The 23,320-nt window shown below is 65.0% G+C and carries 22 protein-coding genes; 15 read left to right on the top strand and 7 right to left on the bottom strand.

The window, feature by feature from the left end; all coding sequences use genetic code 11:
- The first annotated feature begins 38 nt into the window (after positions 1-38).
- The 3 genes from MFF26_RS25735 (at position 39) to MFF26_RS25725 (ending at position 2,241) form a co-directional block, all read left to right on the top strand.
- On the top strand, positions 39-716 hold the full coding sequence (locus tag MFF26_RS25735) for a ParA family protein (RefSeq protein WP_137830741.1): 678 nt from the start codon (positions 39-41) through the stop codon (positions 714-716).
- The gene (locus tag MFF26_RS25730; RefSeq protein ID WP_137830740.1) at positions 713-1,018 is read left to right on the top strand and encodes a hypothetical protein; all 306 of its coding nucleotides are present in this window, start codon (positions 713-715) and stop codon (positions 1,016-1,018) included. Before MFF26_RS25735 ends, MFF26_RS25730 begins: the two co-directional genes overlap by 4 nt.
- 173 nt (positions 1,019-1,191) lie before the next feature.
- On the top strand, positions 1,192-2,241 hold the full coding sequence (locus tag MFF26_RS25725) for a hypothetical protein (protein WP_238308890.1): 1,050 nt from the start codon (positions 1,192-1,194) through the stop codon (positions 2,239-2,241).
- Between the two features lie 1,105 nt (positions 2,242-3,346).
- Here the strand turns inward: MFF26_RS25725 and MFF26_RS25720 are convergent.
- Positions 3,347-4,246 carry a hypothetical protein gene (locus MFF26_RS25720; protein WP_238308889.1) on the bottom strand — a complete coding sequence of 300 codons (900 nt, stop codon included), beginning with the start codon at positions 4,244-4,246 and terminating at the stop codon, positions 3,347-3,349.
- Positions 4,247-4,602: 356 nt separating this feature from the next.
- Positions 4,603-6,645, bottom strand: a complete 2,043-nt coding sequence (locus MFF26_RS25715) for a type IV secretory system conjugative DNA transfer family protein (protein ID WP_238308888.1) — start codon at positions 6,643-6,645, stop codon at positions 4,603-4,605.
- A 42-nt stretch (positions 6,646-6,687) separates the two neighbouring features.
- Here MFF26_RS25715 and MFF26_RS25710 point away from each other — a divergent pair, with 42 nt between their 5' ends.
- Complete coding sequence (locus MFF26_RS25710) at positions 6,688-7,581, top strand: hypothetical protein (protein ID WP_238308887.1); 894 nt, start codon at positions 6,688-6,690, stop codon at positions 7,579-7,581.
- Positions 7,582-7,830: 249 nt separating this feature from the next.
- Here MFF26_RS25710 and MFF26_RS25705 read toward each other — a convergent pair whose 3' ends face one another.
- The 3 genes from MFF26_RS25705 to MFF26_RS25695 all read right to left on the bottom strand — a co-directional run bounded on the left by MFF26_RS25705 (position 7,831) and on the right by MFF26_RS25695 (position 10,496).
- On the bottom strand, positions 7,831-8,157 hold the full coding sequence (locus tag MFF26_RS25705; protein WP_238308886.1) for a hypothetical protein: 327 nt from the start codon (positions 8,155-8,157) through the stop codon (positions 7,831-7,833).
- Positions 8,154-9,041, bottom strand: coding sequence for a phage integrase N-terminal domain-containing protein (locus MFF26_RS25700; protein ID WP_238308885.1), 888 nt, complete (start codon positions 9,039-9,041; stop codon positions 8,154-8,156). Before MFF26_RS25700 ends, MFF26_RS25705 begins: the two co-directional genes overlap by 4 nt.
- 1,203 nt (positions 9,042-10,244) lie before the next feature.
- Positions 10,245-10,496: a transcriptional regulator gene (locus MFF26_RS25695; RefSeq protein WP_238308884.1), complete on the bottom strand. Its 252-nt coding sequence runs from the start codon at positions 10,494-10,496 to the stop codon at positions 10,245-10,247.
- A 298-nt stretch (positions 10,497-10,794) separates the two neighbouring features.
- Between MFF26_RS25695 and MFF26_RS25690 the strand changes: the two genes are divergently transcribed.
- On the top strand, positions 10,795-11,124 hold the full coding sequence (locus tag MFF26_RS25690) for a DUF3768 domain-containing protein (protein WP_238308881.1): 330 nt from the start codon (positions 10,795-10,797) through the stop codon (positions 11,122-11,124).
- Positions 11,125-11,352: 228 nt separating this feature from the next.
- Here MFF26_RS25690 and MFF26_RS25685 read toward each other — a convergent pair whose 3' ends face one another.
- Complete coding sequence (locus MFF26_RS25685) at positions 11,353-12,105, bottom strand: zincin-like metallopeptidase domain-containing protein (RefSeq protein ID WP_238308880.1); 753 nt, start codon at positions 12,103-12,105, stop codon at positions 11,353-11,355.
- A 77-nt stretch (positions 12,106-12,182) separates the two neighbouring features.
- On the opposite strand from MFF26_RS25685, the gene MFF26_RS25680 reads away from it, so the two are divergent.
- The 4 genes from MFF26_RS25680 (at position 12,183) to MFF26_RS25665 (ending at position 15,066) form a co-directional block, all read left to right on the top strand.
- Positions 12,183-12,701, top strand: a complete 519-nt coding sequence (locus MFF26_RS25680) for a hypothetical protein (protein WP_238308878.1) — start codon at positions 12,183-12,185, stop codon at positions 12,699-12,701.
- A 58-nt stretch (positions 12,702-12,759) separates the two neighbouring features.
- Entirely contained in the window at positions 12,760-13,128 is a 369-nt protein-coding gene (locus MFF26_RS25675; protein WP_238228721.1) for a hypothetical protein, read from the top strand.
- Positions 13,129-13,425: 297 nt separating this feature from the next.
- The gene (locus MFF26_RS25670) at positions 13,426-14,595 is read left to right on the top strand and encodes an ImmA/IrrE family metallo-endopeptidase (RefSeq protein ID WP_238308876.1); all 1,170 of its coding nucleotides are present in this window, start codon (positions 13,426-13,428) and stop codon (positions 14,593-14,595) included.
- Between the two features lie 6 nt (positions 14,596-14,601).
- Entirely contained in the window at positions 14,602-15,066 is a 465-nt protein-coding gene (locus MFF26_RS25665; protein WP_017482511.1) for a DUF4411 family protein, read from the top strand.
- 355 nt (positions 15,067-15,421) lie between these two features.
- Here MFF26_RS25665 and MFF26_RS25660 read toward each other — a convergent pair whose 3' ends face one another.
- Entirely contained in the window at positions 15,422-15,904 is a 483-nt protein-coding gene (locus tag MFF26_RS25660; RefSeq protein ID WP_238308875.1) for a MerR family DNA-binding protein, read from the bottom strand.
- A 59-nt stretch (positions 15,905-15,963) separates the two neighbouring features.
- Here MFF26_RS25660 and MFF26_RS25655 point away from each other — a divergent pair, with 59 nt between their 5' ends.
- The 6 genes from MFF26_RS25655 to copM all read left to right on the top strand — a co-directional run bounded on the left by MFF26_RS25655 (position 15,964) and on the right by copM (position 23,235).
- On the top strand, positions 15,964-16,731 hold the full coding sequence (locus tag MFF26_RS25655; protein ID WP_238308874.1) for a glutaredoxin family protein: 768 nt from the start codon (positions 15,964-15,966) through the stop codon (positions 16,729-16,731).
- Positions 16,732-16,899: 168 nt separating this feature from the next.
- On the top strand, positions 16,900-17,355 hold the full coding sequence (locus MFF26_RS25650; protein WP_238308873.1) for a hypothetical protein: 456 nt from the start codon (positions 16,900-16,902) through the stop codon (positions 17,353-17,355).
- A gap of 88 nt (positions 17,356-17,443) precedes the next feature.
- On the top strand, positions 17,444-19,204 hold the full coding sequence (locus tag MFF26_RS25645) for an efflux RND transporter periplasmic adaptor subunit (RefSeq protein WP_238308872.1): 1,761 nt from the start codon (positions 17,444-17,446) through the stop codon (positions 19,202-19,204).
- Positions 19,205-19,217: 13 nt separating this feature from the next.
- Positions 19,218-22,364 (top strand): efflux RND transporter permease subunit, encoded by a 3,147-nt coding sequence (locus tag MFF26_RS25640; RefSeq protein WP_238308871.1) that lies wholly within the window; start codon positions 19,218-19,220, stop codon positions 22,362-22,364.
- Between the two features lie 42 nt (positions 22,365-22,406).
- Complete coding sequence (locus MFF26_RS25635; protein ID WP_238308870.1) at positions 22,407-22,775, top strand: hypothetical protein; 369 nt, start codon at positions 22,407-22,409, stop codon at positions 22,773-22,775.
- A 25-nt stretch (positions 22,776-22,800) separates the two neighbouring features.
- Complete coding sequence (gene copM, locus MFF26_RS25630) at positions 22,801-23,235, top strand: CopM family metallochaperone (protein WP_238308869.1); 435 nt, start codon at positions 22,801-22,803, stop codon at positions 23,233-23,235.
- The last annotated feature ends 85 nt before the right edge of the window (positions 23,236-23,320 follow it).

Here is a 23,320-nt window from a genome sequence, read left to right as displayed (position 1 = left end):
TACGAGCGTAGGAGCGTCGAGAAAGGAAAAGGCAAATCATGGCAGACCCTTACATCATCAGCGTGCTTGGGCAGAAAGGCGGCGTTGGCAAAAGCACCATCGCCCGCATGCTGGGCGAGCAGTTCGCCCGCATGGACGATGGCGGTTGGGAGGTGAAGATCGCCGACCTGGACGTGGCGCAAAGCACGTCATGGAACTGGATGCGCCGCCGGGCGGCCAACGGGTACACACCGGCGATCCGGGTGGAGACCATGACCCTCGATAAGGCGCTCAAGGATGCCCGGTTCTTCCACGTGATGATCCTCGACTGCCCAGGGTTTGCGACCAGGGACACGCTGCAGGCTGCCACGGCGAGCAAGCTGGTGGTGGTGCCAAGTGGCATCGGCACGGACGACCTGGAGCCCACCGTGCGCGTGCTTCACGACCTGAAAAAGGGTGGCGTGGAGAAACAGCGGATCGTCGTGCTGCTGACCAAGGTGGGCGACAGCGCTGTCGAGATCCAGCAGGCCCGCGATTACTTTGAAGAGGCTGGCTACTACGTGGCCAACACCACCCTCAAAGACGCCACGCTCTACCGCCGCGCCCTCGACGTTGGGCAGACCCTGACGGAAGTGAAGCACAAGGGCTTGGCCGATCGCGCCCGGCAGGTGTTTGTTGAACTCATTGAGCGCCTGACCCAGGCTGAACCCGCATCGAAGAAAGAGAACGCCGCATGAGCAGCGCCACCGTGACCTCGCTACCGCGCCCACCCAAGCCCGACCTCGCACCTGAGGCTGCAGCTGCGCCTGAGCCCGGTAAGCGCCTGCCCAAGCCGCTGCCAAGCAAAGGCAAGCCGCCGGCTGAAACCAATGCGGAGCCCGTCCTGCGCCGCGCCGCGGCGACCGCTTCGGTGCAGATGCCGTTCCAGGTGCCTGCCGAGGTTCGCCGGCAGTTCAAAGCCTATGCCGCCGAGCGCGATATGACCAACAGCGAGCTGTTCCTGCGCATCTGGGAAGAGTACCGGGCTAATCACTCCTAGATACCAACCGACGAACGTACGTTCGTACGCCCGTACGGTCGTCGGCTGGCCTCACGCTGTTGCAGCGTCACGACATGCGCCGGCTATCTCACTAAGAGTGCTGCCGTTTTGGGCATGGAGTGTTGCAAATCTGGTGCGAGGTTTCCCGTTCCGCGGTAGCGTTGCCTCCTGCCATGACCGACCTGTTCAACCTCACGCCGGCCGAAATCGCCCGCATCGAGCGCAAGAAGCGCACGATGCAGAACAAGCGCGGCCGCAAGAACCCGTCGATGCTGCCGGACCGTTTGGCACGCACGTCCGCCTTCGCCCCGCGGCGGCAGGGGCTGATCACAGACAGCAACTTCTCGCAGACCTACGTGGTCCCGGGTTACTCCGTGATCGAGGTGAAGGGGCGGGAACTCGGCAGCCAGCACCGCGACGCGATTTACGCGCTGTTCCGGATGAAGCCGACCACGGTTTACGAGAACAATCCGGCCTACCGCAGCGGCACCTTCATCCCACCGCTGCTCTCGGTTTGCGAGACGAAAACCACGTGGCGGGCCTTGCTCAAGGCCCTCAACAAGACCGAGCACGTCAACAATCTGCTCACGCTGATGACCGTGTTTCAGGAGATCCAGCAGGTCAGCCTGATCATCCACCAGGGGCGCTCCCTGGAGGACATGGAAAAGATCTTCAAGAGCCGGAGCCAAAGCCGCCTGGCAGATACTGCGGGCTCCTCCGAGCCGATGATCACGAAACTGTCCTGGTCCGGCGCCCAGCTCGATAGCGAGGTGGTCGTGCGTTACGGGCAAACCGTCGTGAACATGATCCAGAAAGCTGCCCTAGTCAGCGTCAACGCCGAGGTGCAGTTCCGCCTAAAGTCTGACCACGCCAAGGTGTTTTGGCCGTTCATCGACAGTCAGCCGAACCATACCTGGATCGATGAGGAGCGCTTAGCGCATCTCGCCGGGCGCCAACTCTGGGGCGAGGGGGCGACGGCGGCCAAGCGCAGCCAGTTCCGCAAGGAATGCCGCGAGGCCTTCAAGGACATGGTCGCTGCCAAGGGATTGGCGAGCTACCGCGAGGAGGTGACCGGATCCGGCTGGCACAAGGGCCGCCGCTGGCACTACGTCCATGCTCTGCCGACCCAGGGCGAGATGGAGCTTTTGGTCAGCAAGGCCAATGAGCTGGCTGAGCAGACCACAGGCGCAGATCCCGAGGCTCTTTCGCCCGACGCGGCATGATCAGGCGGGAAACCTCGCCCCAGTTTTTGGCGGAAACCCTTTGTTAACCGTGGCTTTAGCGGGAAACCTCGCCCCAGAATTGGCCCAAAAGGCCGTTTTCAGGCACTTCGACCCGAGGAGATCCCGGTCAGACACACCCATTCAGGGTCGTTTCAGACCCTCGCCCCAGAATTGGGCGCTAAACCTCTGGCCCGCCGCTCCCTCGCCCCAGATTTCTGCCGCAGAAGATCGGTTTCAGACCCTCGCCCCAGATTTGCCTGCCGACCCCCTTCAAAATCAGACCCTCGCCCCAGATTTTGGAACCCCTCGCCCCAGATTTGTCGTCCCTCGCCCCAGTTTAATAAAACCTCGCCCCAGATTTAGGGTGTAACCCCAGGCGCCAGCAGCGGAATTTCTCTAAAGACCTTTTCTATTAGATATATTAAAAGACTTAACAAAGACGTTCCCAGCCTTTCCACAACTCCGAAATCGAACTGGCCACAAACGAAGTCAGGGCTGCGGTGCCTCTTCCCTGGACATCTGCAGCTCAACCCCCGCCCCTGGCGCTAACGCGCCACCCGCTCCCCCACCCAAAACGGAAGCCGCCTACGGCGGCTAGCTTTGATAGGAGGCCGCCCTGCCGGGCGGCCAAGTTGGGCTTTCGAGGGGTCGTGGTGTTGGCGGCCTGTGCGCCCTCTAGGATGCGTTGTGGCAGCCGAACGGGAGTTAGAGCGACCAAGGCGCCAAAGCGGCCTATAACCGCCGCCTGTGGCCCTCCTAGCGCCTGCACCGTTGAACCCGCTGCGCGGGTCGTCGACTGACGGGCGCAACGCGCCCGTTCTGCCAAGGCTGACCCTGTGGCTTGGTGAGGATGAACTTGCCCCGCGCCGCGCCTGAGCCGATTGCCTGCCGCCGCTCAGACCCTCGCCCCAGATTTAAGATGCAGCTGCAGGCACAGCGTTGTCTGGGGATCAGGTGATCTCATAAGTCGCTGATATTAAATCACAAATCAGGTTGATTTTGGGGCGCTGACGGACCGTTGGCCCGGCCGCCGCTGGTTAGACCCTCGCCCCAAATTTGAGCGGATGACAGGCGAGTTGGCCCCGCGGGATGCTCACACGCACGTTCAAGCCGGCGTTGGTTCCAGCGTCTGGCCAAGCTTGCGGAACAGAGGCCGTTGCGCCCGGTCACCAGGCTGATGCCACCCACCGCCAGGATCTGCGGCAACCTCGGGCAGGCTTTTGATGAAAAACCAGCTCCAATCGTCGTGGTTGGGCTCAAACCGTGCCGCGTTCCAGCGCGCCAGGGCCTTTTCCCGGAGGGCGTCGTCCTTGAAAACGACGAGGAAGCGTGGACGAGCCAGGGGCCGCGCTGGCGTGCCAAGGGCGTTCTCGATGTAGCACCCGGCACTGACGGTGCGCAGGAACGTCAGTTTGCCCCGGTTCTGGCTGCCGCTGAAGAACCTGGTCAGGTCGCCCCGTTCGCCGCCACGCTCCAGCTCGATCACAAGCAGGTCGGCTTCGCTCTCGCCAGGCAAGCGCAGCCAAGCCAATGCATCCGGCACGAACGTCAAACCGGGGCCGTCGATTTTGGTGGCCTTGTGCCGGCCGCGTGAGCCCGGTTCAAAATCGGTGACGTACTGCAGCAGCTCCACGCCGGCTGCCTCCGCCCAGGCCCTAAGAGCAATATGGATGTCCACGATCCCCAGGCGGTGCAGCACCTCGTGCAGATCACCAAAGGTGCGTTCCGAGCCCACCGCGTCGGTGCCGTCGTGCTGAAACAGCGCGCCGGCGCCCCGGGGCGTCAGCCAGTAGATCAGCGGCAGCGACGTGACCCGGCTGACCAGCACACCTTCATGCCGGCCCACTAACCCTCGTGCATGGAGATAGCGGGCCGCGCCCGCGAGGGCGCCCGGATCCCGGCCCACGCCCACCCGGCGCATCATGTCGTAGGTCAGCAGCCGGTAGGCATGCAGTGCCTTGAGCAAGCGCAGCTGCAAGGGTGAAACGGGCACCTCACGCGGCATGGCGGTGTCTTAGTCCGGTTCGTGACCCCGATTGATAGAGGGCAGTTTGCGATCCTGACCAGGGCCTTGCGTGTCAATCTTTGGGCGAACAAGCTTGCCGGCAGCGGATGATGCTTTCTCCTGAGGTGGTGGTTGCTCACCGGGACGTAGCGGCTTCTTCAGGCCCAGTTCGGCTGAGCGCAGGGGGGGCATCATCGATGTATCGCCAGCTTGCCCACTGGCATCCGCACGCTTCACCGTCGAAGCGGCCGGCGGCTGCGATGGCTCCCCTATGGGAAGCTCAGGCTTCTTGAGCACGTCATTACCCTCACTGGGGCTCTGGGTTGAAGGCGCGGCGGGCTTCTCGGGTTTTGTCGTCACCAGGATCGGCGCGCTGGCGGTGCGCCCGCGCCGAGGCGGACCGTTCGCCGGCGCTTCCGGTGTACGGGCCTCGTTCTGTACGTTCGTACGCTCGTACGCTCGTACGATTGTATGTTTATAGGAGGGCTGGCAGCTGCAGCCGGCTTTGCGGCCGGCCTCAGCGCTTCTTGAGGCCGGCTCGTGGCGGGCCGCTCCGGGACGGTCTGCGCTGCGGCACCAGCACGTTCTGCAGGAGGCTCCGCGGTACGCGGTACAGGCCGTGGCGGTGCCTCCGGCACAGGCGGGTTGCGGGCTGGTGGGATCGGCTCGACCTCGTCCGGCAGCGCCACCTCTGAGCGGCGATAGTACCCGCCCGGCCGCGTCAGTCCCGCAACGTAAGCCTGCCAGGCCGCCTCCGGCAGCCATCGATCCGGGCTTACATCTGCTCGTAGCTTGCCCTCCGTATCGCGGACGACGAGATCGCTGCGGACCTGCACGGTGTGGACGCCTGGCACCCCCTCCCAATGCACCCAGAACTGTCCGCGCTGCAGCGGCGGCAGCTCGTCGGCCTTGCCCCGGTAGGCCAGCAGCTCCGCCCCGCGCCTTGGATCATCAAGGGCGGCAAGGCGGCACCGCGTGTTGCCGACAAGGGCCATCGCCTGCTCTTTGCTGAACCCCTCGCCCTCCGTTTGCTGTGCAAACGTAGCGTGCACGCCGACTTTCCGTTGTTCGTTCAGCACCTCGATCATCTGCGGGCTGGTCATCGCGGAAACCTCGTCCACGACCAAGTGCAGGGGCGTGTACGGTCCCTCGCGCTGCATCCGCCGGGAGCCGATCGCGGCGGCCATCGTCACCAGCAGCCGCCCGATCGCGGCCCGCTGCTTGCGCTTGCCGTATTTGGCGAGGTTCACGACGACGAACTTTCCGGCGTCCAGCTCGCGCTCCAGGTCGATGGTGGAGGGACCGAACAGGGCGTTGCGCACGTCCACCATGCCGGTAATCCGGTCTACGCGATTGCCGAGAAAATCCCGGTTCAAGGCGTAGGACCCGGCCCCAAAGCGGAAACGGAAAAAGTCGCGCACATGCCGGTCAGGGTGGTGGTAGGCCGCCTGTAACAATCGCTCCCGGCGACGGTCGATGAACCCTCCGAACGGCGATTTCTTCGGGTCCGGCGGCTCGACCACCATCCGGCCCAGATCCTCCATGGTGGCGTCGGGTTGGTCCAACAGCACCCGCGCGCAGTTGGTGACCAGCGTTTCCATGTTGTCGGTCAGGTTGGCGGTCATTTCGCTGATCGCCGTGCCGATGGTCTCCGCCAGGTGGCTTTTTTCGCGGACATCGAGCAGGTGGGCGCGGTCGAACGGGTTGAACCCGACTGTCAGACCGGCGCGCAGTTCCGGCTCTACGTAGATGATCCGATTGTCCCGGTGCAGTTCGGGCCAGCGGGCGACGTCCACCGCTAGGGTCCGGCCGGGATCGATGAGGAGAACGCCCGCCCGCCGGCGCTGGGCGTAGGGGTGCAGGAGGGCCTTCAGCACCTCCGACTTACCGTGCCCCGTCGCGGCGACGACGAGGGTGTGCATTCGCCGGCTAGCCTCTGGAAAGGCCGCCACCGGCCGGAACTCCGGCCAACGCTCCATCAGCTTCTCGACGGGGATTTTCCGGCGGAGGTAGCGCAGCCATCCGGCGAGATCCGGGGTGTCGTCGCTCTGCCGGTCAAAGCGAAGGAACGCCAGCACCTCCGGGCTTTCCTCGCCCAAGACATGGAGGGTGCCGACCCCCTTCCCGGTGTCCTCGATCTGCCAGGTCAGTGCTTCGCGGCGACGCGTCTCGCGAGCGATCTTGTCCCGCCCTTCGACGGCGTAACAGTAAGCCTCGAACGCCAGCGGCGTGAGCGCCAACCGCTCCGCCGCAGGCAGGTACGGATCTGAAACCGCTTCGGTCCACTTGGCGACCAGCCTGTCCAGAGTGGCGGCATCCGGCAGCGCCGTGCCCAGTTCGATCCGGTCATCAGCGCCGGACGGGGCAGGGCTTGCAGCTTGTCTGTATGTCGGCAACATCGGCCCGCCGCTCCACTGGCGGCCCAGCTTACCGAGGCCGCCGTGCCGGGCAATCAGCTTGTTCCCGATGACCCGAATTATCGTCGCGCCTTCCAGAAGCGCGAACCCTCGTTGTCCGAACGGGTTGGCGATGGTTTGGAGGGCTACTTTACCGGGGCGAGCAAGGGCCGGTTCTGGCCGGAACTCATCGCCAGCGCGGCCAGGGCCTTCGTCTGGTGCTGGCTGATCCTCGCGTTCCTGTTGGCCTTTCACCCGGTCGTCGGCTTCATCGGGCCATTCCGGCCGATGACGCCGACTTGGCTACGGACGACCAACGGCAGCGACGCCGAGTTTCTGCGTGCGGTCTTAGGTTGGATCGGCGCCGTTCTAAGCCACTGGCAGTGGTTCTTGATCCTTTACATTCCATGGGTGTCCTTGCGGGCCTATGCAATTCTGAAAGAGGCTGTGCCAAGGCATTTCCGGGAGCGCAGCGAGCGGCGGGCAGCAGCCGAAAAGGAACGCCAGCAGATCCGCCGCGACTACGAGGCCGGGCTTGCCCGTCAGCTGCGCGCCGCCGACGACCACAGGGAGGCGGCCGAGCGAGCCAGACAGGCAGAGCTAGCCGCGCAGGAAAAGGCGAAGCAGCAGGTGATTGCCAACGCCCGCGAATATCTCCGGCAGCGGGCCGAGGCGCGGGCGCGGGTCGAACACGCCGTCCAAGTCGATATTGCCCGCGCTCGTGTGGACGCCCTCCGGACGGGCGACGACGACCCCGAAGCCCCCTATCTGCGCGTTCGTGAGAGCATGAAACGGACGGAGCCGAAGCCGCCACACTGGGGCCTGCTCCGCGATCCGGAAGTGATCGACAACGCCATCCGGCGGGTCATCGGCGACGGCAAATGGTTGCCCGAGGCCCCGCCCTACCCCCCTGAAATCAGGACTGGCTTGCTAAACTGAAAACTTACATTGCCGAAATAGGTTAACAGCCATTTTGGCTGCATCACACTTTGTTTCTCGTCGCTCGTTCCGGACTGCGGCCCCTGCCGCATTCCCTCTCTCGCTCCTCGTCACTCCGTGCCGCTATTCCTGCGGGGCCCGGGGCCAAGCTCTCCCTCCCCCCACTCGCGCGGCCCCCCCCTCCCTCGTCGCCGTGGCGACGATCCGGCGGCTGTTGCCCAGCCGGGCGGGGCCTCGCCCCCCCGCCGGTCAGGCCCCGCCGACCTCGGCCGTGCGCCAGTCGATTACCAGGTCTTGCGCGGTCCCGGCGGCGGTATCGCCGCCGCCGCGTGCGGTCCATCGGTGGCCGATCCTCTCGGCCTTCAGCCACGCCAAGGCAGCGGCGGCGGCTTCGGTCTCGCGTAGGTCGAGCCCATCCGGGCCCGGAACGGTCAGGTGATCGAACCCAGCCTTAGCTGCCGCCTGCATTCTCTCCCGCAGCCCTTCCAGGGCGTACAAGGTCGCCGCCAGGGCTTCGCGGTTTTCGGCTGTGGTCGCCCGCAGGTCCGCCACTAGAGAGTTCAGGCGAGGCTTCATGCAGCCCCCTGCCGGCGGGCGAACCGATAGCCAAGGTACGCATCCGTGATCTGGCGGCGTTCGTGCCCAAGCTCGCGGGTGATGGTCTGCCGCGCCCGGTAGTCGGCCCGGCGCTCCGCTGCCGTCATCTGCTCGAACGGTTTGCCGCCCGCCGCCGTGCACTCCTGACCTGTCAACTTACGGTAGCGCCACTGGGCGTACCAATGCCTGTGTTTGTGCTTGTCGCGGATGCCCGCCGCCCAGGTGCGGCGGTCAAGCTGGCGACGGTAGACGACGCTTTTCATGCCCTCCGGCACCAAGCACCGCGTCCCGACGAACGTGCGCAGCTCGTCCAACAGCTCCCGTTGCCGCTCGTGCGTGATCGGGATCACCCGCGCCCGGCCGCCTTTGCACCAGCTCGCTTTCATGTGCAGGGCGTCGCCCTGTACGGCGGTTTCCGGCTCGAACAGAATGCTTTCCTCGACCCGCATCCCGAAGGCCATCTGCAGGCGGACGGCGAGCTGATCGCGCTCGTTCAGGCTGGCGTACTGCGCCAGCCTCGTCGCTTCCGCCCGGTTGCCCTTGAACGTCGCCCGCAGCTCGATCCCAAGGTCCGCGTTGCTTTTCGGGATCACGCTGCCCTTGCGGACATTGCGCGACCAGGTGCGCATCCAGCTCACTCGGTTCTTGATTGTGCCGGTGGCCAGGCCGTCATCGGTCCACTTGGCCACCAGCTTCTGAATGTGAATGTCCTTGATCGATCGTGCCGAGGGCAGGACGTGCCCCAGCGCCCGCAGCTCGCGGGCGATCAGTTGTAAACCTCGGGTGCGCTGAACGCGGGTGCGGATTGCTCCGCCCCCGCTGTTCAAGCCCATCTGCTTCAAGTCTTGGGCGAGATGATCCACGCCTAAGATACTTTCTTTCGTTTAGTGCTTTTGACCGCCGCCGGGGCATATAGCCTTCCGGTCAGCCCGCATTTCTGCGGTAAAGGTCGGGATAATCAAACCATAACCGTCTAAGTCTGGGTCTCTTTCACCTCTCCTCTAAGTCGCCGTTGCGTCCACCGGGCGGGTGGGCCGCTGTGCCATGTCAGCCATGCCGCCTCTGTTTGGTTTCTCGCTCAATTCGGTCTCCATCATGGGAGCTACCGGCATCCGTGCCCGTGGGGTGGTTCTGTCGCGGTAGGTTCGCAGGGTAACGCCCTGCTCGCTTGTGGCCTGTCGGATGGCCTGTCGTTCATCCTGAAAAGGACGTGGCCCGAGGGCCTGGGGTGACGCGGTTTGCAGGGCTAGACGCGCCCCGCCGGACTGTGGCCGGTCTGCCGCGCAGACAAGCGGCAGACGTTTCCTTCTGTCACTCGCCCTCACTCGTTGCTGACAGTCGCGCCTAACAGGGACCGGCTGCCCATCATCGGCCGTGGCTGGTGCTTTGCTCTGCGGTGGTGCGCCCACGCGCCGCCGCCGTCACTTCCCGGACTTCGCCTTGAAGTGACGGCGGCTCCTGCGGTGCCGTGTTCGGCAGGCCACGCCTGCCGAAGTCGGAAGGGGAACCCTTCCACACCATCCCAAGCCGCCCGCGGGCGGCTGGTGGGGTCCTGCCTGCCCCACACCCCTGGCTGCTGGCAGCGCCAGCTGTCGTGCGTCGGTTCGTACCGACATACGTTCGTACGAACCGACGAAGCGCGGTGCGCCACGGTTAGCCTGGCCTAGACGGCCCCGGGCTGTCGTGGTGCGTAGTGTTAACCGGTGCCCGTGTCGCGCAGATGAAATCCTGCCCCCTGCAGCTGCTGCAACAGCGTCCAGGATCGCGACAGGTATTGCCGGGCGTCCCCTGCGGGCCGTGCTCTACGCGCCGCCTGCGGCGGCTTCCCGAACCCGCCCCAGCGGTTTCGGCCCTCCGGGTGACGATCACTGACGCGCGATGCCGTCGCCCCTCATGGGGCGTAGTGTTAACCGGGCGGGCCAGCCGTCCGGCTCGGCCTCAAGGCCGCAAGGGCCTTGACCCCGACCCGGCCGCCCGGCGGTGAGCTTCCATAGGCGGCAAGCCGCCTCCTTGCGCAGGCTTCGCCGCGCCAGTTCCAACCTCGCCCTCATCCATGGGGCGTAGTGTTAACCGGCAGGCCGCTGCCACGTCAGCCCGAGGCCATCGGGTGCGAAGGTGATGCCCCGCGCCTCGAACGCAGCGCGAAGACGCTCCACGACCGCGGCCCGCACCTCGCCGCCTGCTTCAAACTTGCTGAGGGTCACTTGTGACAGATCGGCTGCTTGGCAGGTGTCCAGATAAGTCATTTTTAGAATGGCGCGAGCGGCCCGGCACTGTTCCGGGCTGAAGTTTGGTAGGGCGTCCTGAATATGGCTCATCTCTCATTTTCAACATAGCAATCAAGTTCCGTCCAGTAAACAAAAATGTAGTATTACTTCACTTTTTGCTTGTCATAAATGAAGTTTTACTACATATTTTTTCTTAACGGAAAGGAGGTGAATGACTATGAACGGACTGAAAAAAACCAGAGCTGCCCTCGAAGAACTGCTCTGGTTAGCCCTGCAAGGGCTGATGATCTACATCGCAATTAAAGTTGCGCTGTACGTCTAGGAAGTGGGCCTCTTAGCCGGAGGCCCTATCAATCTAAAACCACGAAAATCAAAGACTGATAAACAAGTGAACCACAATGTTGAACAAATACGCAAGTTAAATGATGATTTCCGGACGACGCTGACCGGCGGAATGTTTGTTATGACGACGGGCATTCAGGAGCTGGAGCCGGTGTTCCGCACTGCTGCCTTGATCAAACTCACGGAATTTTCCGATTTTACACCGGATAACGATCCGCATGGCGAGCACGATTTCGGCGATTTTGATGTCAACGGGGAAAAGCTGTTCTGGAAAATCGACTACTACGACCGAGCGATGAAGTATCACTCGCCTGATCCTGCCAATGCCTTTGTCACCAGGCGGGTGCTAACCCTGATGCTAGCCTCGGAATACTAACCGGAACCGCCCGAAAGGGCGGTTTATTCGTTGTTCGTTGTAGTGTTAACAGGTGGCTGGCTGTCCGTCTCGGCAGCAACACGGCGCACAACTCCCTCGCTTACACGCGCCATGAATGCGATCTGATCAATTGGCATGCCCTCCGCAAGAAACTCGCGGACGACCTCCAAGACATCGGGGGGTATTTTCTCCATGCCATTACTCATAACATACCTCTAAAGTGTAGTGTTAACGACCACCCAAGATGAAGCTTGAAGCCTTTTGTGCTTCATTCATGGCGTAGATCAGCGTTTGTTTAGGGTCACTTGTCCGCCCAAGCCATGTCTGTAGATAAAGGGCATGCGGGCCGATTATCGCAGGCTGGTGGCCCAGCTCTGCCAGAACGATCATTGCTGTGGCCTCGGCAACGACTTCCTCGCGTGCATATGCCTGCCGCTCTGTCTCAGATGCGTTGAAACCACGCCGTCCAAGCGTTCGACCTAACCGTGAAGGGTGAGCCGTCCAGTGGGCGAGTTCGTGCATCAGGGTTGCATAATAGGCTGCTTGAGATGGGAAATGGCTACGGGGCGGCATCAACACTCCGTCGATCCGCCGGTCATAGGCGGCAACAAGTTCAGGGTCCGCTTCCTTGTGTCCAGGGCCAAGAACAAGGACGCCCACCCTCTCGACGGTTGCTAATCGATCCAGTTCCGGAGCGTCTTCCCATTTAGTGTTAACTCGAGCGCCGCTCCATGGCTTCGACCACCCTGAAGCTGCTTGCGCGGGATCGCAAAGGAGCTTGAACATTGCTCCGACCTTGGCCCTGCTTGGGCCTCCCCTGCGGATCGCCGCGTCCGCCTTCACCCGTGCTACATCGGCGGAACTCGCTGGGCCAAGGGAATAGCTCTCCGTTTTGACCACGCCTCCCACCCGGAACGTCCGCTGCCGATAAAGGTAGCGCTTTCCCTTGATGGTCTTGATGACCTGGTAGAAGTCGCCCACCCCTGCCTGCTCCGGCCAATGGCGATGTAGTGTTAACCGCCGTCAGCTCCGGATGCCAAGGACGCCCATAAGGGCACATGCAAAAGAGCCGGTACAACGCGCCTCGTATCACCACCCGACCCATTCACCCGGCCGACCAGGCGAAGGGTGACGAGGGCGAGCGCCGCTTCCAAAACTGGCTCGACGCCAGCCGCCTGCCGCATGTTTATCTCGACCAGACGCCCATGAGCGTCCCCGACCATCTGCGCGGCGAGATGAAACGCCCGGATTACGTGGTAGGCGTGCCTGGTGTCGGTGCCGTCGCGTTCGATGTGAAAGTCAAATCCCTCTATAACGGCCACTTTATCTTTGAGCTGAACGAGATCCGCCGGATGCGGACCTTCGCCCGGTTCTTTCACTGGACCGTGTATTTCGCCTGTCTGGACCCGGACGGCAGCCCGGAAAGCTACTGGATACGGCTCGACCAGTTCGACAACCTCACCGTGGCGCGCCGGGGCGCTTCCCTGACCCTCGCCATCCCAGCCGAGGACGCCCTGCCCGTTTCAATGCGCAAAAGCTTCCACGACGCTTTTCTTGACGCTGTGAGGCTTGCCTAGGCGCGATGCCTCGTCCCCGATAGGATGCGGTTAGCTTGGCCGTTTCAGGGGATCAGCCGTGGACAACGACGGGGCGGTTGTTGCCGACTTTCTGACGAGCGCTGCGAATTTCCTCAAAACAGTCTTTTGGTTTTTGATTTATCCGCCCGTGTCGCTTTGGAACAGCGACAACATCTGGTGCGAGCGTAACCGCACTTGCCCACCGACAGCTGGGGCTTTTGCGCTGCTTGCATGGGTTTTATTGATTATCATGGTGGTGCGGTTCGTCGTCTGGTCCGGCAATACGAGCCGGCGCAACCTCGTGCTCCTGCTGGTGTGGGCAGGCTGCTACTACGGCCTGCCCCAGCTCTACGGCGGACTGCGCGAACTCGACCGGCGGGCCGACCAGCAGGAGATGCAGCGCCGGATCAACAGCGGCTATCGGTGAGGGTGTCTCACCACCGGTTTTCCGCACCGTTCATCCGGCCGGATACGCCGGAACGGGTGCGCTTCGCCTGCAGCGGCATGGCGCGGGGCTGGAACCTCATGGCCGAGTTCCTGTCTCAGCGATACACGGCGCTGTGGGGGTAAGCTGCTGCACGTGTAGCGGCAGCGATGCGTTGCCTGCCTAGGTGAACGAAGCGCGAACGCTTATGCTCCTGTGGCGGCAACAACAGCCTGCCTCTGCCGTTCTGCACAGGACCCCTGCCACTCTTGACGGACGTGGTATGGTGCAAGCGTAACCATGGCCAAGAGTGTACCTGCCTTCATCAACCCGGCCATGCTCGCATGGGCCCGGGACCAAGCCCGCCTCTCTCCCGAGGCGGCGGCGAAGGCTATTGCCATCAGCGTGGAGAAGCTGCTGGCCGCCGAGAACGGCGACGCTCAGCTGACCTTCCCGCAGTTCCTGGCCGCTGCCAACGTCTACAAGCGGGCCCCCAGCCTGTTTTATCTCAACGAGCCGCCGGCCGGTTTTCAGCCGATCCAGGACTTCCGCAAGCTGGCCGAGGCCGAGCCCGGGGCGTTCACGCCGGATCTGACTGCGGTGATCCGGCAGGCGCAGGAGCGGCGGGACCTGGCCCTCGACCTGCACGACGACCTGGGGGAGCCGGCCGCCGAGTTCACGTTCAGCGCCACGCTGAACGATGACGAGGAAGCTCTGGGCGAGCGCATCCGTAGCTTCCTGGACGTTACCGCCACCGACCAGCAAGCCTGGCGGGCCAAGGCCTTCGACCACTGGCGCGCCAAGATCGAAGCTCGCGACGTGCTGGTGTTCCTGATCCCCGGGCTACCGCTCACCGAAATGCGTGGCGTCGCCATCGCTGAGAGCCGGCTGCCGCTGATCCTGATTAATTCCAAGGACCGCACCAACGGGCGCACCTTTACCCTGCTGCACGAGTTCTGCCACCTCGCCGTGCGGGCGAGCGGGGTCAGCGGGTTCGGCTTGGACGAGCGGCGCGCCGATGCAGCCCGGATCGAGCAGTTCTGCAACGCCGTGGCTGCGGCCGCGCTGGTCCCCAAAAACTGGCTGCTGAGCGAAACCCTGGTAGTCCGTAAGGGCAGCGAAAAGACCTGGGCGGACGACGAGCTGGCCGCGCTGGCGGTCCGGTTCGGCGTCAGCCGCGAGGTGGTCCTGCGTCGTCTGTTGACCCTCGGGCGCACCACCAAGACGTTCTATGACAGCCGCCGGCCGGCGTTCCAAAAGGAATACGACGACCTCGACAGCAAGAAATCCACCGGCGGCCCGCCGCGCCACCTGGTGGTGCTCAGCCAGCTGGGCCGCTCCTATGCGCAGCTGGTGTTCCAGGGCTACTACGACCGCCGCCTGACGCTCCGCGACGTCTCCAACTACCTCAACATGCAGGTCAAGTCGGTTCCCGCGATGGAGCAGGCCACCTTCGGACTGAAAGGCTAGTCCGGGGTGGCCGACATCTACTGCATCGACACCAGCGCGCTGATCGCCGCCTGGTATGAGCGCTACAAGCCTAAGCGTTTCCCGAAGCTATGGGACCAGTTCGATCAGCTGGTGACGGAAGGGCGACTGGTCTCCTCCGCCCTCGTGCTGGCGGAATGCCAGAAGCGCTCACCGGAGCTGCATGAATGGCTGCTGGAGCGCGAGGCCATGTTCCTGGCGCCGGACCAGGATGTGCAGCTGCGCAGCGCCCACATCATCAACACCTACAAGGGTCTGGTGATGGCCGGCAAAGAGAAGTTTGCAGCGGATCCGTTCGTGATCGCGACCGCCGAGGTGCACGGCTACCGTGTTGTGACCGAAGAGGTTGGCCCCACCAGCCTCCGGAAGATCCCTGGCGTCTGCAATGACCTGCAGGTGCCCTGGTGCAATCTCATCGACCTGTTCGATACCGAAGACTGGACACTCGGCTAAGCGCGGCATTCTTCTGTACGGAACCGAACAGACGGTTGCCCGTTGGGGCTTGAGCTGAAGCACGGCAATTTTCTGCCGGCGAGCACATCGGGATTTTGCAGAATGTCCTGGTATATTGACAGTTCCGTTTTGACGCAGAGCAACGGCAAGAGCGAGTGGTGGACCACAACGTACTATCCTGGTGACGATGTGCCTGTTTCAGGCATCTACCGCTGTTTGGGATGCAAGCGGGAGGTGACTTGCAACGATCCGGATCGCTTCCCGCCGCAAAATCATCACCAGCATTCAGAAGCTCAAGGAAGAATACGCTGGCGGCTGAACGTGCGGACCAACACCACTGGTAAAACGGATTAAGCTAGGCCAGCGGCGCTGTAGTGAGCGCACAACCGTGTTCAGGTGGGGTGGCAGGCTTATCTGAGGCGTGCTCAAATGCGCTGATGATCGGGCACGGGCCCGATGACCCTTCCGCGCAGTCGTGCGCCAAGCGCGCCAACGCGGACCGGGCTGCCTGCAGTTCAGCAATCCTGGCGTCCAGTTCCGCGATCCGCTCCTGCGCCAATTCGCGGGCGCGGGGACGATCGTCGGTGGCATCCAGCGCCAGCAGCTCAGAGATCTGCTCTAGCGTGAACCCGGCCGCCTGGGCAGTGCGGATGAACTGCAGCCGGCGCACATCGGCTTCGCCGTAGCGCCGCACGCCGCCTGAACCGACACTGCCGGCCCGTTCCGGCGTCTCCAGCAACCCGCGGCGCTGGTAGTAGCGCACGGTTTCGACGCCCACGCCGCCCGCCTTGGCGAGGCCGGCAATCGTTATCGCTCGCGGTGCTTGACTCCGTACCATGGTACGGACCTTATATCAGGGGTAGCTTCAAGACCAACCCAAAAACGGAGGCTGCTCCCATGGCATCAACCGCTGCACCCCGTCAGGCCACGCTCTACCGCATGGTCATGGACCAGCACACCTGCCCCTATGGCCTCAAGGCCAAGGACCTGCTGCGCCGCCAGGGCTTCACCGTCGAGGACAAATGGCTGACCTCGCGCGAGGCCACCGACGCGTTCAAGGCCGAGCACGGCGTGAAGACCACCCCGCAGACGTTCATCGACGGCGCGCGCGTCGGCGGCTACGACGACCTGCGCCGCTACTTCGGCAAGCCGGTCGCCGATCCGAAGGCGACCACCTACAAGCCCGTGATCGCCCTGTTCGGCATGACCGCGCTGATGGCGCTGGCCGCCAGCCATGCCGTCTACGGCACACCGTTCACGCCCCGCGCCGGGGAGTGGTTCATCGCCTTCAGCATGGCCGTGCTGGCGCTCCTGAAGCTCCAGAACGTCGAGAGCTTTGCGACGATGTTCCTCAACTACGACCTGCTGGCCAAGCGGTGGGTCCCCTACGCCTACATCTACCCCTTCGCCGAGGGCCTGGCCGGCGTGCTGATGATCGCCGGGGCGCTGACCTGGCTGTCCATTCCGGTCGCGCTGTTCATCGGGACGATCGGCGCGGTTTCGGTGTTCAAGGCGGTCTATCTCGACCGGCGCGAACTGAAGTGCGCCTGCGTCGGCGGAAGCAGCAACGTCCCGTTGGGCTTTGTCTCGCTGACCGAGAACCTGATGATGATCGCCATGGCCGTGTGGATGCTGATCGCGCACCTGACCGGCGTCGGGATGTGATCAGGTGGGAGGCGTGGTGTCAGCGGGCTCAGGCGTCGGGAGGCATAGGCCTGCACCGATGCACCGCCCTTGCAATTCTCAACCACGCAACCACCTGCCGGCCTGCGAGTTTTCAGGCAACGCACAACCGCGTTTCTTAATCCCGGGGGCTGTGTTAGGTTGAACGTAATGAACCTTGACCGCCAACTCGCGCGCCTGCTGGCCGTGGTGATCGTGATGATCGCCGCGACCTTTGGCGTGTCGGTGGCGCAGGCGCATGAGGGCCATGCCCATCACCATGCGCCGGCTGCGGTCGAGGCCACGCCGGTACAGCCTGCACCGGTGGCCCTGGCCCCGGCGGCCATGCTCGCTCCGCAGCTGGCGGCGCTAACCGAAACGCCCACCAACGCCAGCACGGTGTTTGCCGTGGCTGCGGCCTCTGCCGCCGACACGCCGGATGCAGGCGGCTGTAATGGCCTGTGCTGTGGTATGAACATGAGCTGCTGCCACTCGGCCCTCACGCCGACGCTGCAGGCCGCTGTGCCGGCCCTGCGGCTCGCGACCGTACTGCCGGCTGCCCAGCAGGATGCCCGCCCGAGCCTCGCGCCCGAGGCGCTGCCCAAGCCCCCTCGATCTTTCGCCTGAACCCAGCGTTCCCACGCGCCTGACGCCGCTCCTGTGAGCCGCTGCGCGTGCGCGGACGCTTTGCGTCCACTGGCGAAAGAATTGATCCATGAGTTCCCCGATTGCGGCCGCGCTGCGTGCGCTGGCCGTGACGCTGGCCCTGCTTGTTGCAGGCCAGGCGTCGGCCCACGAAGGGCATGACCACGGCGCCCCGCCGCCGCCGGTCTCCAAAACCATTGCGCCCCGCGGCGAGGCCGTGTCCGAGGCGTTCGAGCTGGTCGCGGTGCCGCGCGATGGTACGCTCCAGCTCTACCTGGACCGCTTCCGCACCGGCGAGCCCGTCACCGGCGCCACCGTGGAGGTGGACACCCCCGACGGCCCGAAAACCGCCCAGGCGACCGCCGAGCGCAGCTATACGCTGCCGGCGCCCTGGCTGAGCAAGCCCGGCCACCACGACCTCTTGGTCACCGTGACCGCCGGCGACGTGGTCGACGTCATGCCGGTCAGCCTGGATCTGCCGGCGCCAGCCGCCGCGGTTGCCGCCCCGGCACCCGTCGGTGCGGTGCAGACGGTCAGCGACAGCGTGCGTGCGGCCGTGCCGGAGATCACCCACGGCCTGCGCGAGCGCCTGGCCAAGCAGGACCCGGTGCTGCTGACCGTGGCGGCCGGCAGCTTCCTGCTCGGCATTCTGCTGATGCTGGTCGCCCGCGGCCGCCGGCGCGTGCCGGTGATCGCCGTGCTGGCGATCACGGCCACGGTGCTGCTGAGCGCAACCGCCTTTGCCCACGGCGACGAGGACCACGGCGCCGAACAGAAGCCCATCCAGGGCGCCGCACTGATCGAGCGCGCGCCCGGAGGGGTCGCGCCAACCGACCTGGCCCAGCGCCTAGCCGACGGCAGCGTTTTCGTGCCCAAGCCGACCCAGCGCCTGCTGGAGCTGCGCACGGCGATGACCGAGGCCGGCACGTTCAGCCGCACGATCGGCCTGCCCGGCCGCGTCATTCCCAACCCCAACGCCAGCGGCGTGGTCCAGTCCAGCGTCGGCGGCCGCCTGTCGCCGCCCGCCTCCGGGCTGTTTCCGCGGCTCGGCACCCCGGTGAAGAAGGGCGACGTGCTCGCCTACGTGACCCCGCCGGTGGCCCGGGTCGACGTCTCTGACATGCGCCAGCGCCAAGGCGAGCTCGATCAGCAGATCGCGATCGTGCAGCGCCGCGTCGAGCGCTTCTCCAAGCTGGCCACTTCCGGCGCCGTCGCCCAGGTGCAGCTGGACGAGGCCCAGGACGAACTCAAGGGCCTGCGGGACCGCCGCACTGCCCTCGACAGGATCCGCAGCGAGCCCGAGCCGCTGATCGCGCCGGTCGACGGCGTGGTCGCCGAGGCGTCCGCCACGGCCGGCCAGATGGCCAACGCCGGCCAGATGATCTTTCAGATCGTCGACCCCAAAAACCTCTGGGTCGAGGCCTTGAGCTTCGACGCCCTGACCGCCGGGCAGCACGCCACCGCCCGCCTGCCCGATGGCCGTACTTTTGAACTGACCTATCAGGGCTCGGGTCTCGCCGACCGCAACCAGGCCATTCCGGTGCAGTTCGCGATCGAGGGCGATGCTTCCGGCCTGCGCGTCGGCCAGTTTCTGACCGTCCTCGCCATTACCGACGGCCAGCTATCCGGCCTCGCCCTGCCGCGGGCCGCGGTGGTGCGCACCAGCAACGGCCAGGATGTGGTCTACGAGCACACCACCGCCGAGCGCTACGAGGCCCGGCAGGTGCGCATCGAGCCCCTGGACGGCAACCGCGTACTGATCGGCGGCGGCATCGGCCCCGGCAAGCGCGTCGTCGTGCAGGGCGCCGAACTCCTCGATCAGGTGCGCTGAGGAGGGCCGCCCGATGTTCACCTTCCTCGTCAGCCAGTCGCTGAAGAACCGCCTGATCGTCCTCGCGATCGCCGGCGTGTTGATCCTCTACGGCGCGTTCACGGTCACCAAGCTGCCCGTGGACGTCTTTCCCGACCTGAACAAGCCCACCGTCACGATCATGACCGAGGCTGAGGGCTACGCGCCCCAGGAGGTTGAGCAGCTGGTTTCGTTCCCGATCGAAACCCGCCTCAACGGCCTGCCCGGCGTCACGCGCGTGCGCTCGGTTTCCGGCGTCGGCCTGTCGATCGTCTACGTCGAGTTCGACTGGGGCACCGACCTCTACCGCAACCGCCAGCAGATCGCGGAGCGCCTGGCCCTGGTCAGGGACCAGCTGCCGCCGACGGTGACCCCGCAGATGGGGCCGATCTCCTCGATCATGGGGCAGATCCTGCTGGTCGCGGTGACCAGTGAGACCGCCGACCCGATGCAGGTGCGCGAGGCGGCCGACTTCGTGATCCGGCCGCGCCTGCTGACCATTCCCGGCGTCGCCCAGGTCATTCCGATCGGCGGCGAGGTACGCCAGTTCCGCGTCAGCCCCAACCCGGCGGCGATGCGCGCGCTCGGCGTGAGCAACGCCCAGCTGGAAACCGCGCTCGCCCAGTTCGGCACCAACGCCGGCGGCGGGTTCACTGACCAGTACGCCCGCGAGTACCTGATCCGGAACATCGCCCGCACGATGAGCCTGGACGACCTGCGCAGCGTGGTCGTCGCCAACGTCGGTGGCGCGCCGGTGTACCTGCGCCAGATCGCCGACGTCTCGTTCGGTGCCAGGGTCAAACGCGGGGACGGCGGCTACATGGGCAAGCCGTCGGTGATCGTCTCGGTCGAGAAACAGCCCGACGTCGACACGGTCAAACTCACCCGCGACATCGAGCAGGCGCTGAGGGAGATCACCGCCAGCCTGCCGAATGGGATCAAGGCGGACCAGATCCTGTTCCGCCAGGCCAACTTCATCGAGACCTCGATCAGCAACGTCGAGCGCGTGCTGCTTGAGGCGATGGTGGTGGTCGCCGCGGTGCTGTTCCTGTTCCTGTTGAACGTACGCACCACCGCGATCTCGCTGCTGGCGATCCCGGTGTCGATCCTGACCACGGCGGTGGTGTTCCACCTCCTCGGCCTTTCGATCAACACGATGACCCTGGGCGGCCTCGCCATCGCGATCGGCGAGCTGGTCGATGACGCTGTGGTCGACGTCGAGAACATCTTCCGGCGCCTCGGCGAGAACCGGAAGGCCGGCAACCCCAAAAGCGTGTTCCAGGTGGTGGTGGAGGCCTCCAACGAGGTGCGCTCCGGCATCGTCTACGCGACGCTGATCATCATCCTGGTGTTCGTGCCGCTGTTCGCGCTGTCGGGCATCGAGGGGCGGCTGTTTGCGCCCTTGGGGCAGGCCTACATCATCTCGATCCTGGCCAGCCTGGTCACCTCGATCACCCTGACCCCGGTGCTGGCCTCCTGGCTGCTGCCGGGGCTCAAAAACCTCGAGGAGCACGACAGCCGGTTCCTCAAGCTGCTCAAGCGCGGCAACGCCCGACTGCTGCAGGTGGCGTTCCGGCATCAGCGCCTGCTGGTCGGCGCGGTGGCGCTGGCGGTGCTCGCCGCTGGCGTGGCCGCCTGGCACCTGCCGCGGGCGTTCCTGCCGCCGTTCAACGAAGGCAGTTTCACCGTCAACATGACGTTCAACCCGGGGATCTCGCTGGTCGAGAGCAACCGGGTCGGGCTGATCGCGGAAAAGCTGCTGCTGCAGGTGCCCGAGGTGGCGGCGGTCGGCCGCCGCACCGGGCGCGCCGAGCTGGACGAGCACGCCGAGGGCGTCCACTCATCTGAAATCGAGGTCGAGCTGAAGGACGGCGAAGGCCGGCCCAAGGAGGCCCTGGTCGCCGACATCCGCCAGCGCCTCCGGCAGCTGCCGGTCTCGGTCAACGTCGGCCAGCCGATCTCCCACCGCCTCGATCACATGCTGTCGGGCGTGCGCGCCGAGATCGCCTTGAAGATCTTCGGCGAGGACCTGGACCAGCTGCGCCGGATCGCCAACGGCCTGCAGGAGCGGTTCCAGAAGATCCCCGGTCTGGCCGACCTGCAGATCGAAAAGCAGGTGCGCATCCCGCAGCTGGAGGTGCGCGTCGATTATGCCCGCGCCGCGCTCTACGGCGTGCAGCCGGCCGCGGTGGTCGAGCAGATCAGCCGCCTGAGCAACGGCCGCGTGGTCTCCACCGTGGTCGACGGCTACCGCCGGTTCGACGTGCTGATCCGCCTGGCCGAGGACCAGCGCACCACCAAGGGCCTGGGCGACCTGCTCTTAGAAACCCCGACCGGCTGGGTGCCGGCCCGGCAGGTGGCCGACGTGCGGGAAACCGACGGCCCCAACCAGATCCTGCGCGAGAACTCGCGCCGGCGCCTGGTGGTCCAGGCCAACACCAACGGCGAGAGCGACATGGCCACCATCGTGGCGGCCATGCGCGAGGCGATCGCCCAGGAAAAGCTGCCACCGGGCTACTTCACCAGCCTGGAAGGCACCTTCCAGGCCCAGGAAGAGGCCGCGCGGACGATCGGCATCCTGTCGGCGCTGTCGCTGGCGTTGATCTTCGCGATCCTGGTCAGCCGCTACCGCTCGCCGGCGCTGGCGCTGATCATCATGGGCAACGTGCCCCTGGCGCTGATCGGCAGCGTGGTGGCCCTGTGGCTGACCGGGCAACCGTTGTCGGTGGCGTCGATGATCGGGTTCATCACGCTGACTGGCATCGCCGCGCGCAACGGCATCCTGAAGATCAGCCACTACCTCAACCTGTCGCTCCACGAGGGCGTGCCGTTCGGGCGCGACCTGGTGATCCGCGGCAGCCTGGAGCGGCTGACCCCGGTGCTGATGACGGCGCTCGCTGCCGGCGTGGCGCTGGTGCCGCTGCTCTACGACGCGGCGAGCCCGGGCAAGGAGATCCTGCACCCGGTCGCGGTGACGATCTTCGGCGGCCTGATCAGCGCCACGCTGCTCGACACGTTCCTGACGCCGATCCTGTTCCTACGCTTCGGCCAGAAGCCTCTGGCCCGGCTGCAGGCGGCGCAGGACGCCGCCCACGCGGCCCACCCGGCCGGGGCCGCGGCGCCACCGCGCGAGGCGTTCTGAGCCCCCTTCCCCACCGATCAACCCAAAACCAAGGAGACCCCGATGATCCCGTTCCGCGCCGCCCTGTTCAGCAGCCTGGTGCTGCTCGCCGCGCCCGTGTGCGCCCACGAAACCGCCGGCAAGTACGGCGGGCGGGTGACCGATGCTGGCAGCTACCACGTCGAACTCGTCACCAAGGGCCAGACCGTCGACGTCTACCTACTCGACGGCAGCGAGAAGCCGGTGCCGGCCGCCGGGTTCAAGGCCACGGCGATCCTCGTGATCGACGGCAAGCCGGCGCGCGTCGCGCTGGCGCCGGCCGACGCCAACCGCCTGACCGGACAGGCCCAGGTTCCGTTGAACGCCGCCCCCAAGGGCGCCGTGCAGCTGACAGCTCCCGATGGCGCGACCGCCAGCGGGAAGTTCAACTAACCTCAATCAAACAAAAGGAAAAATCATGCAAACCATCAAGATCACGCTGGCCGCCGCGCTGCTCGCCAGCGGTCTCGCCGGTGCGGCAGTCGCCCACGACGACGCCAGCCACAAGGGTCATCAGGCGACCGCTGGCGAAGCCGGCGACGCCCATCAGGCCGAGATGCAGAAGATGATCGCCGACATGATGCCGGCGCCCAACGATCCGGCCTCGACCAAGGACTACAAGCAGGCCGACATGAAGATGATGCACGACATGCACGTGGCCTACACCGGCGATCCGGACGTGGATTTCCGCACGCACATGATCCCGCACCACAAGGGCGCGGTAGCGATGGCCCAGGTGGCGCTCAAGCACGCCAAGGACCCAGCCACCAAGGCGATGGCCCAGAAGATCATCGACGATCAGGAAAAAGAGATCGCCGAGATGCAGGACTGGCTGAAGAAACACGGCAAGTAGTCGGTTCTGGGCGTCACGCGGTTGTGACCGGCTCAGCTGAGCCGGTCGCTTTGAAGTGCAGAATAAAATTCTGAACTTCACTGCG

Origin of the sequence: Methylorubrum suomiense (assembly GCF_022179765.1) — a bacterium.
Taxonomy (GTDB): domain Bacteria; phylum Pseudomonadota; class Alphaproteobacteria; order Rhizobiales; family Beijerinckiaceae; genus Methylobacterium; species Methylobacterium suomiense.
The sequence above is the reverse complement of the archived record's forward strand: the minus strand, read 5'-3'. Positions and strand labels throughout refer to the sequence as shown.

Bases quoted from the DNA above. Each gene is read 5' to 3' on its own strand.
- MFF26_RS25655 (WP_238308874.1), top strand. From the start codon at position 15,964: ATGGCATCAACCGCTGCACCCCGTCAGGCCACGCTCTACCGCATGGTC.
- MFF26_RS25645 (WP_238308872.1), top strand. From the start codon at position 17,444: ATGAGTTCCCCGATTGCGGCCGCGCTGCGTGCGCTGGCCGTGACGCTG.
- MFF26_RS25705 (WP_238308886.1), bottom strand. From the start codon at position 8,157: ATGAAGCCTCGCCTGAACTCTCTAGTGGCGGACCTGCGGGCGACCACA.
- MFF26_RS25715 (WP_238308888.1), bottom strand. From the start codon at position 6,645: ATGTTGCCGACATACAGACAAGCTGCAAGCCCTGCCCCGTCCGGCGCT.
- MFF26_RS25725 (WP_238308890.1), top strand. From the start codon at position 1,192: ATGACCGACCTGTTCAACCTCACGCCGGCCGAAATCGCCCGCATCGAG.
- MFF26_RS25695 (WP_238308884.1), bottom strand. From the start codon at position 10,496: ATGAGCCATATTCAGGACGCCCTACCAAACTTCAGCCCGGAACAGTGC.
- MFF26_RS25650 (WP_238308873.1), top strand. From the start codon at position 16,900: ATGAACCTTGACCGCCAACTCGCGCGCCTGCTGGCCGTGGTGATCGTG.
- MFF26_RS25680 (WP_238308878.1), top strand. From the start codon at position 12,183: ATGCAAAAGAGCCGGTACAACGCGCCTCGTATCACCACCCGACCCATT.
- MFF26_RS25660 (WP_238308875.1), bottom strand. From the start codon at position 15,904: ATGGTACGGAGTCAAGCACCGCGAGCGATAACGATTGCCGGCCTCGCC.
- MFF26_RS25730 (WP_137830740.1), top strand. From the start codon at position 713: ATGAGCAGCGCCACCGTGACCTCGCTACCGCGCCCACCCAAGCCCGAC.
- MFF26_RS25735 (WP_137830741.1), top strand. From the start codon at position 39: ATGGCAGACCCTTACATCATCAGCGTGCTTGGGCAGAAAGGCGGCGTT.
- MFF26_RS25640 (WP_238308871.1), top strand. From the start codon at position 19,218: ATGTTCACCTTCCTCGTCAGCCAGTCGCTGAAGAACCGCCTGATCGTC.
- MFF26_RS25720 (WP_238308889.1), bottom strand. From the start codon at position 4,246: ATGCCGCGTGAGGTGCCCGTTTCACCCTTGCAGCTGCGCTTGCTCAAG.
- MFF26_RS25670 (WP_238308876.1), top strand. From the start codon at position 13,426: ATGGCCAAGAGTGTACCTGCCTTCATCAACCCGGCCATGCTCGCATGG.
- copM (WP_238308869.1), top strand. From the start codon at position 22,801: ATGCAAACCATCAAGATCACGCTGGCCGCCGCGCTGCTCGCCAGCGGT.
- MFF26_RS25635 (WP_238308870.1), top strand. From the start codon at position 22,407: ATGATCCCGTTCCGCGCCGCCCTGTTCAGCAGCCTGGTGCTGCTCGCC.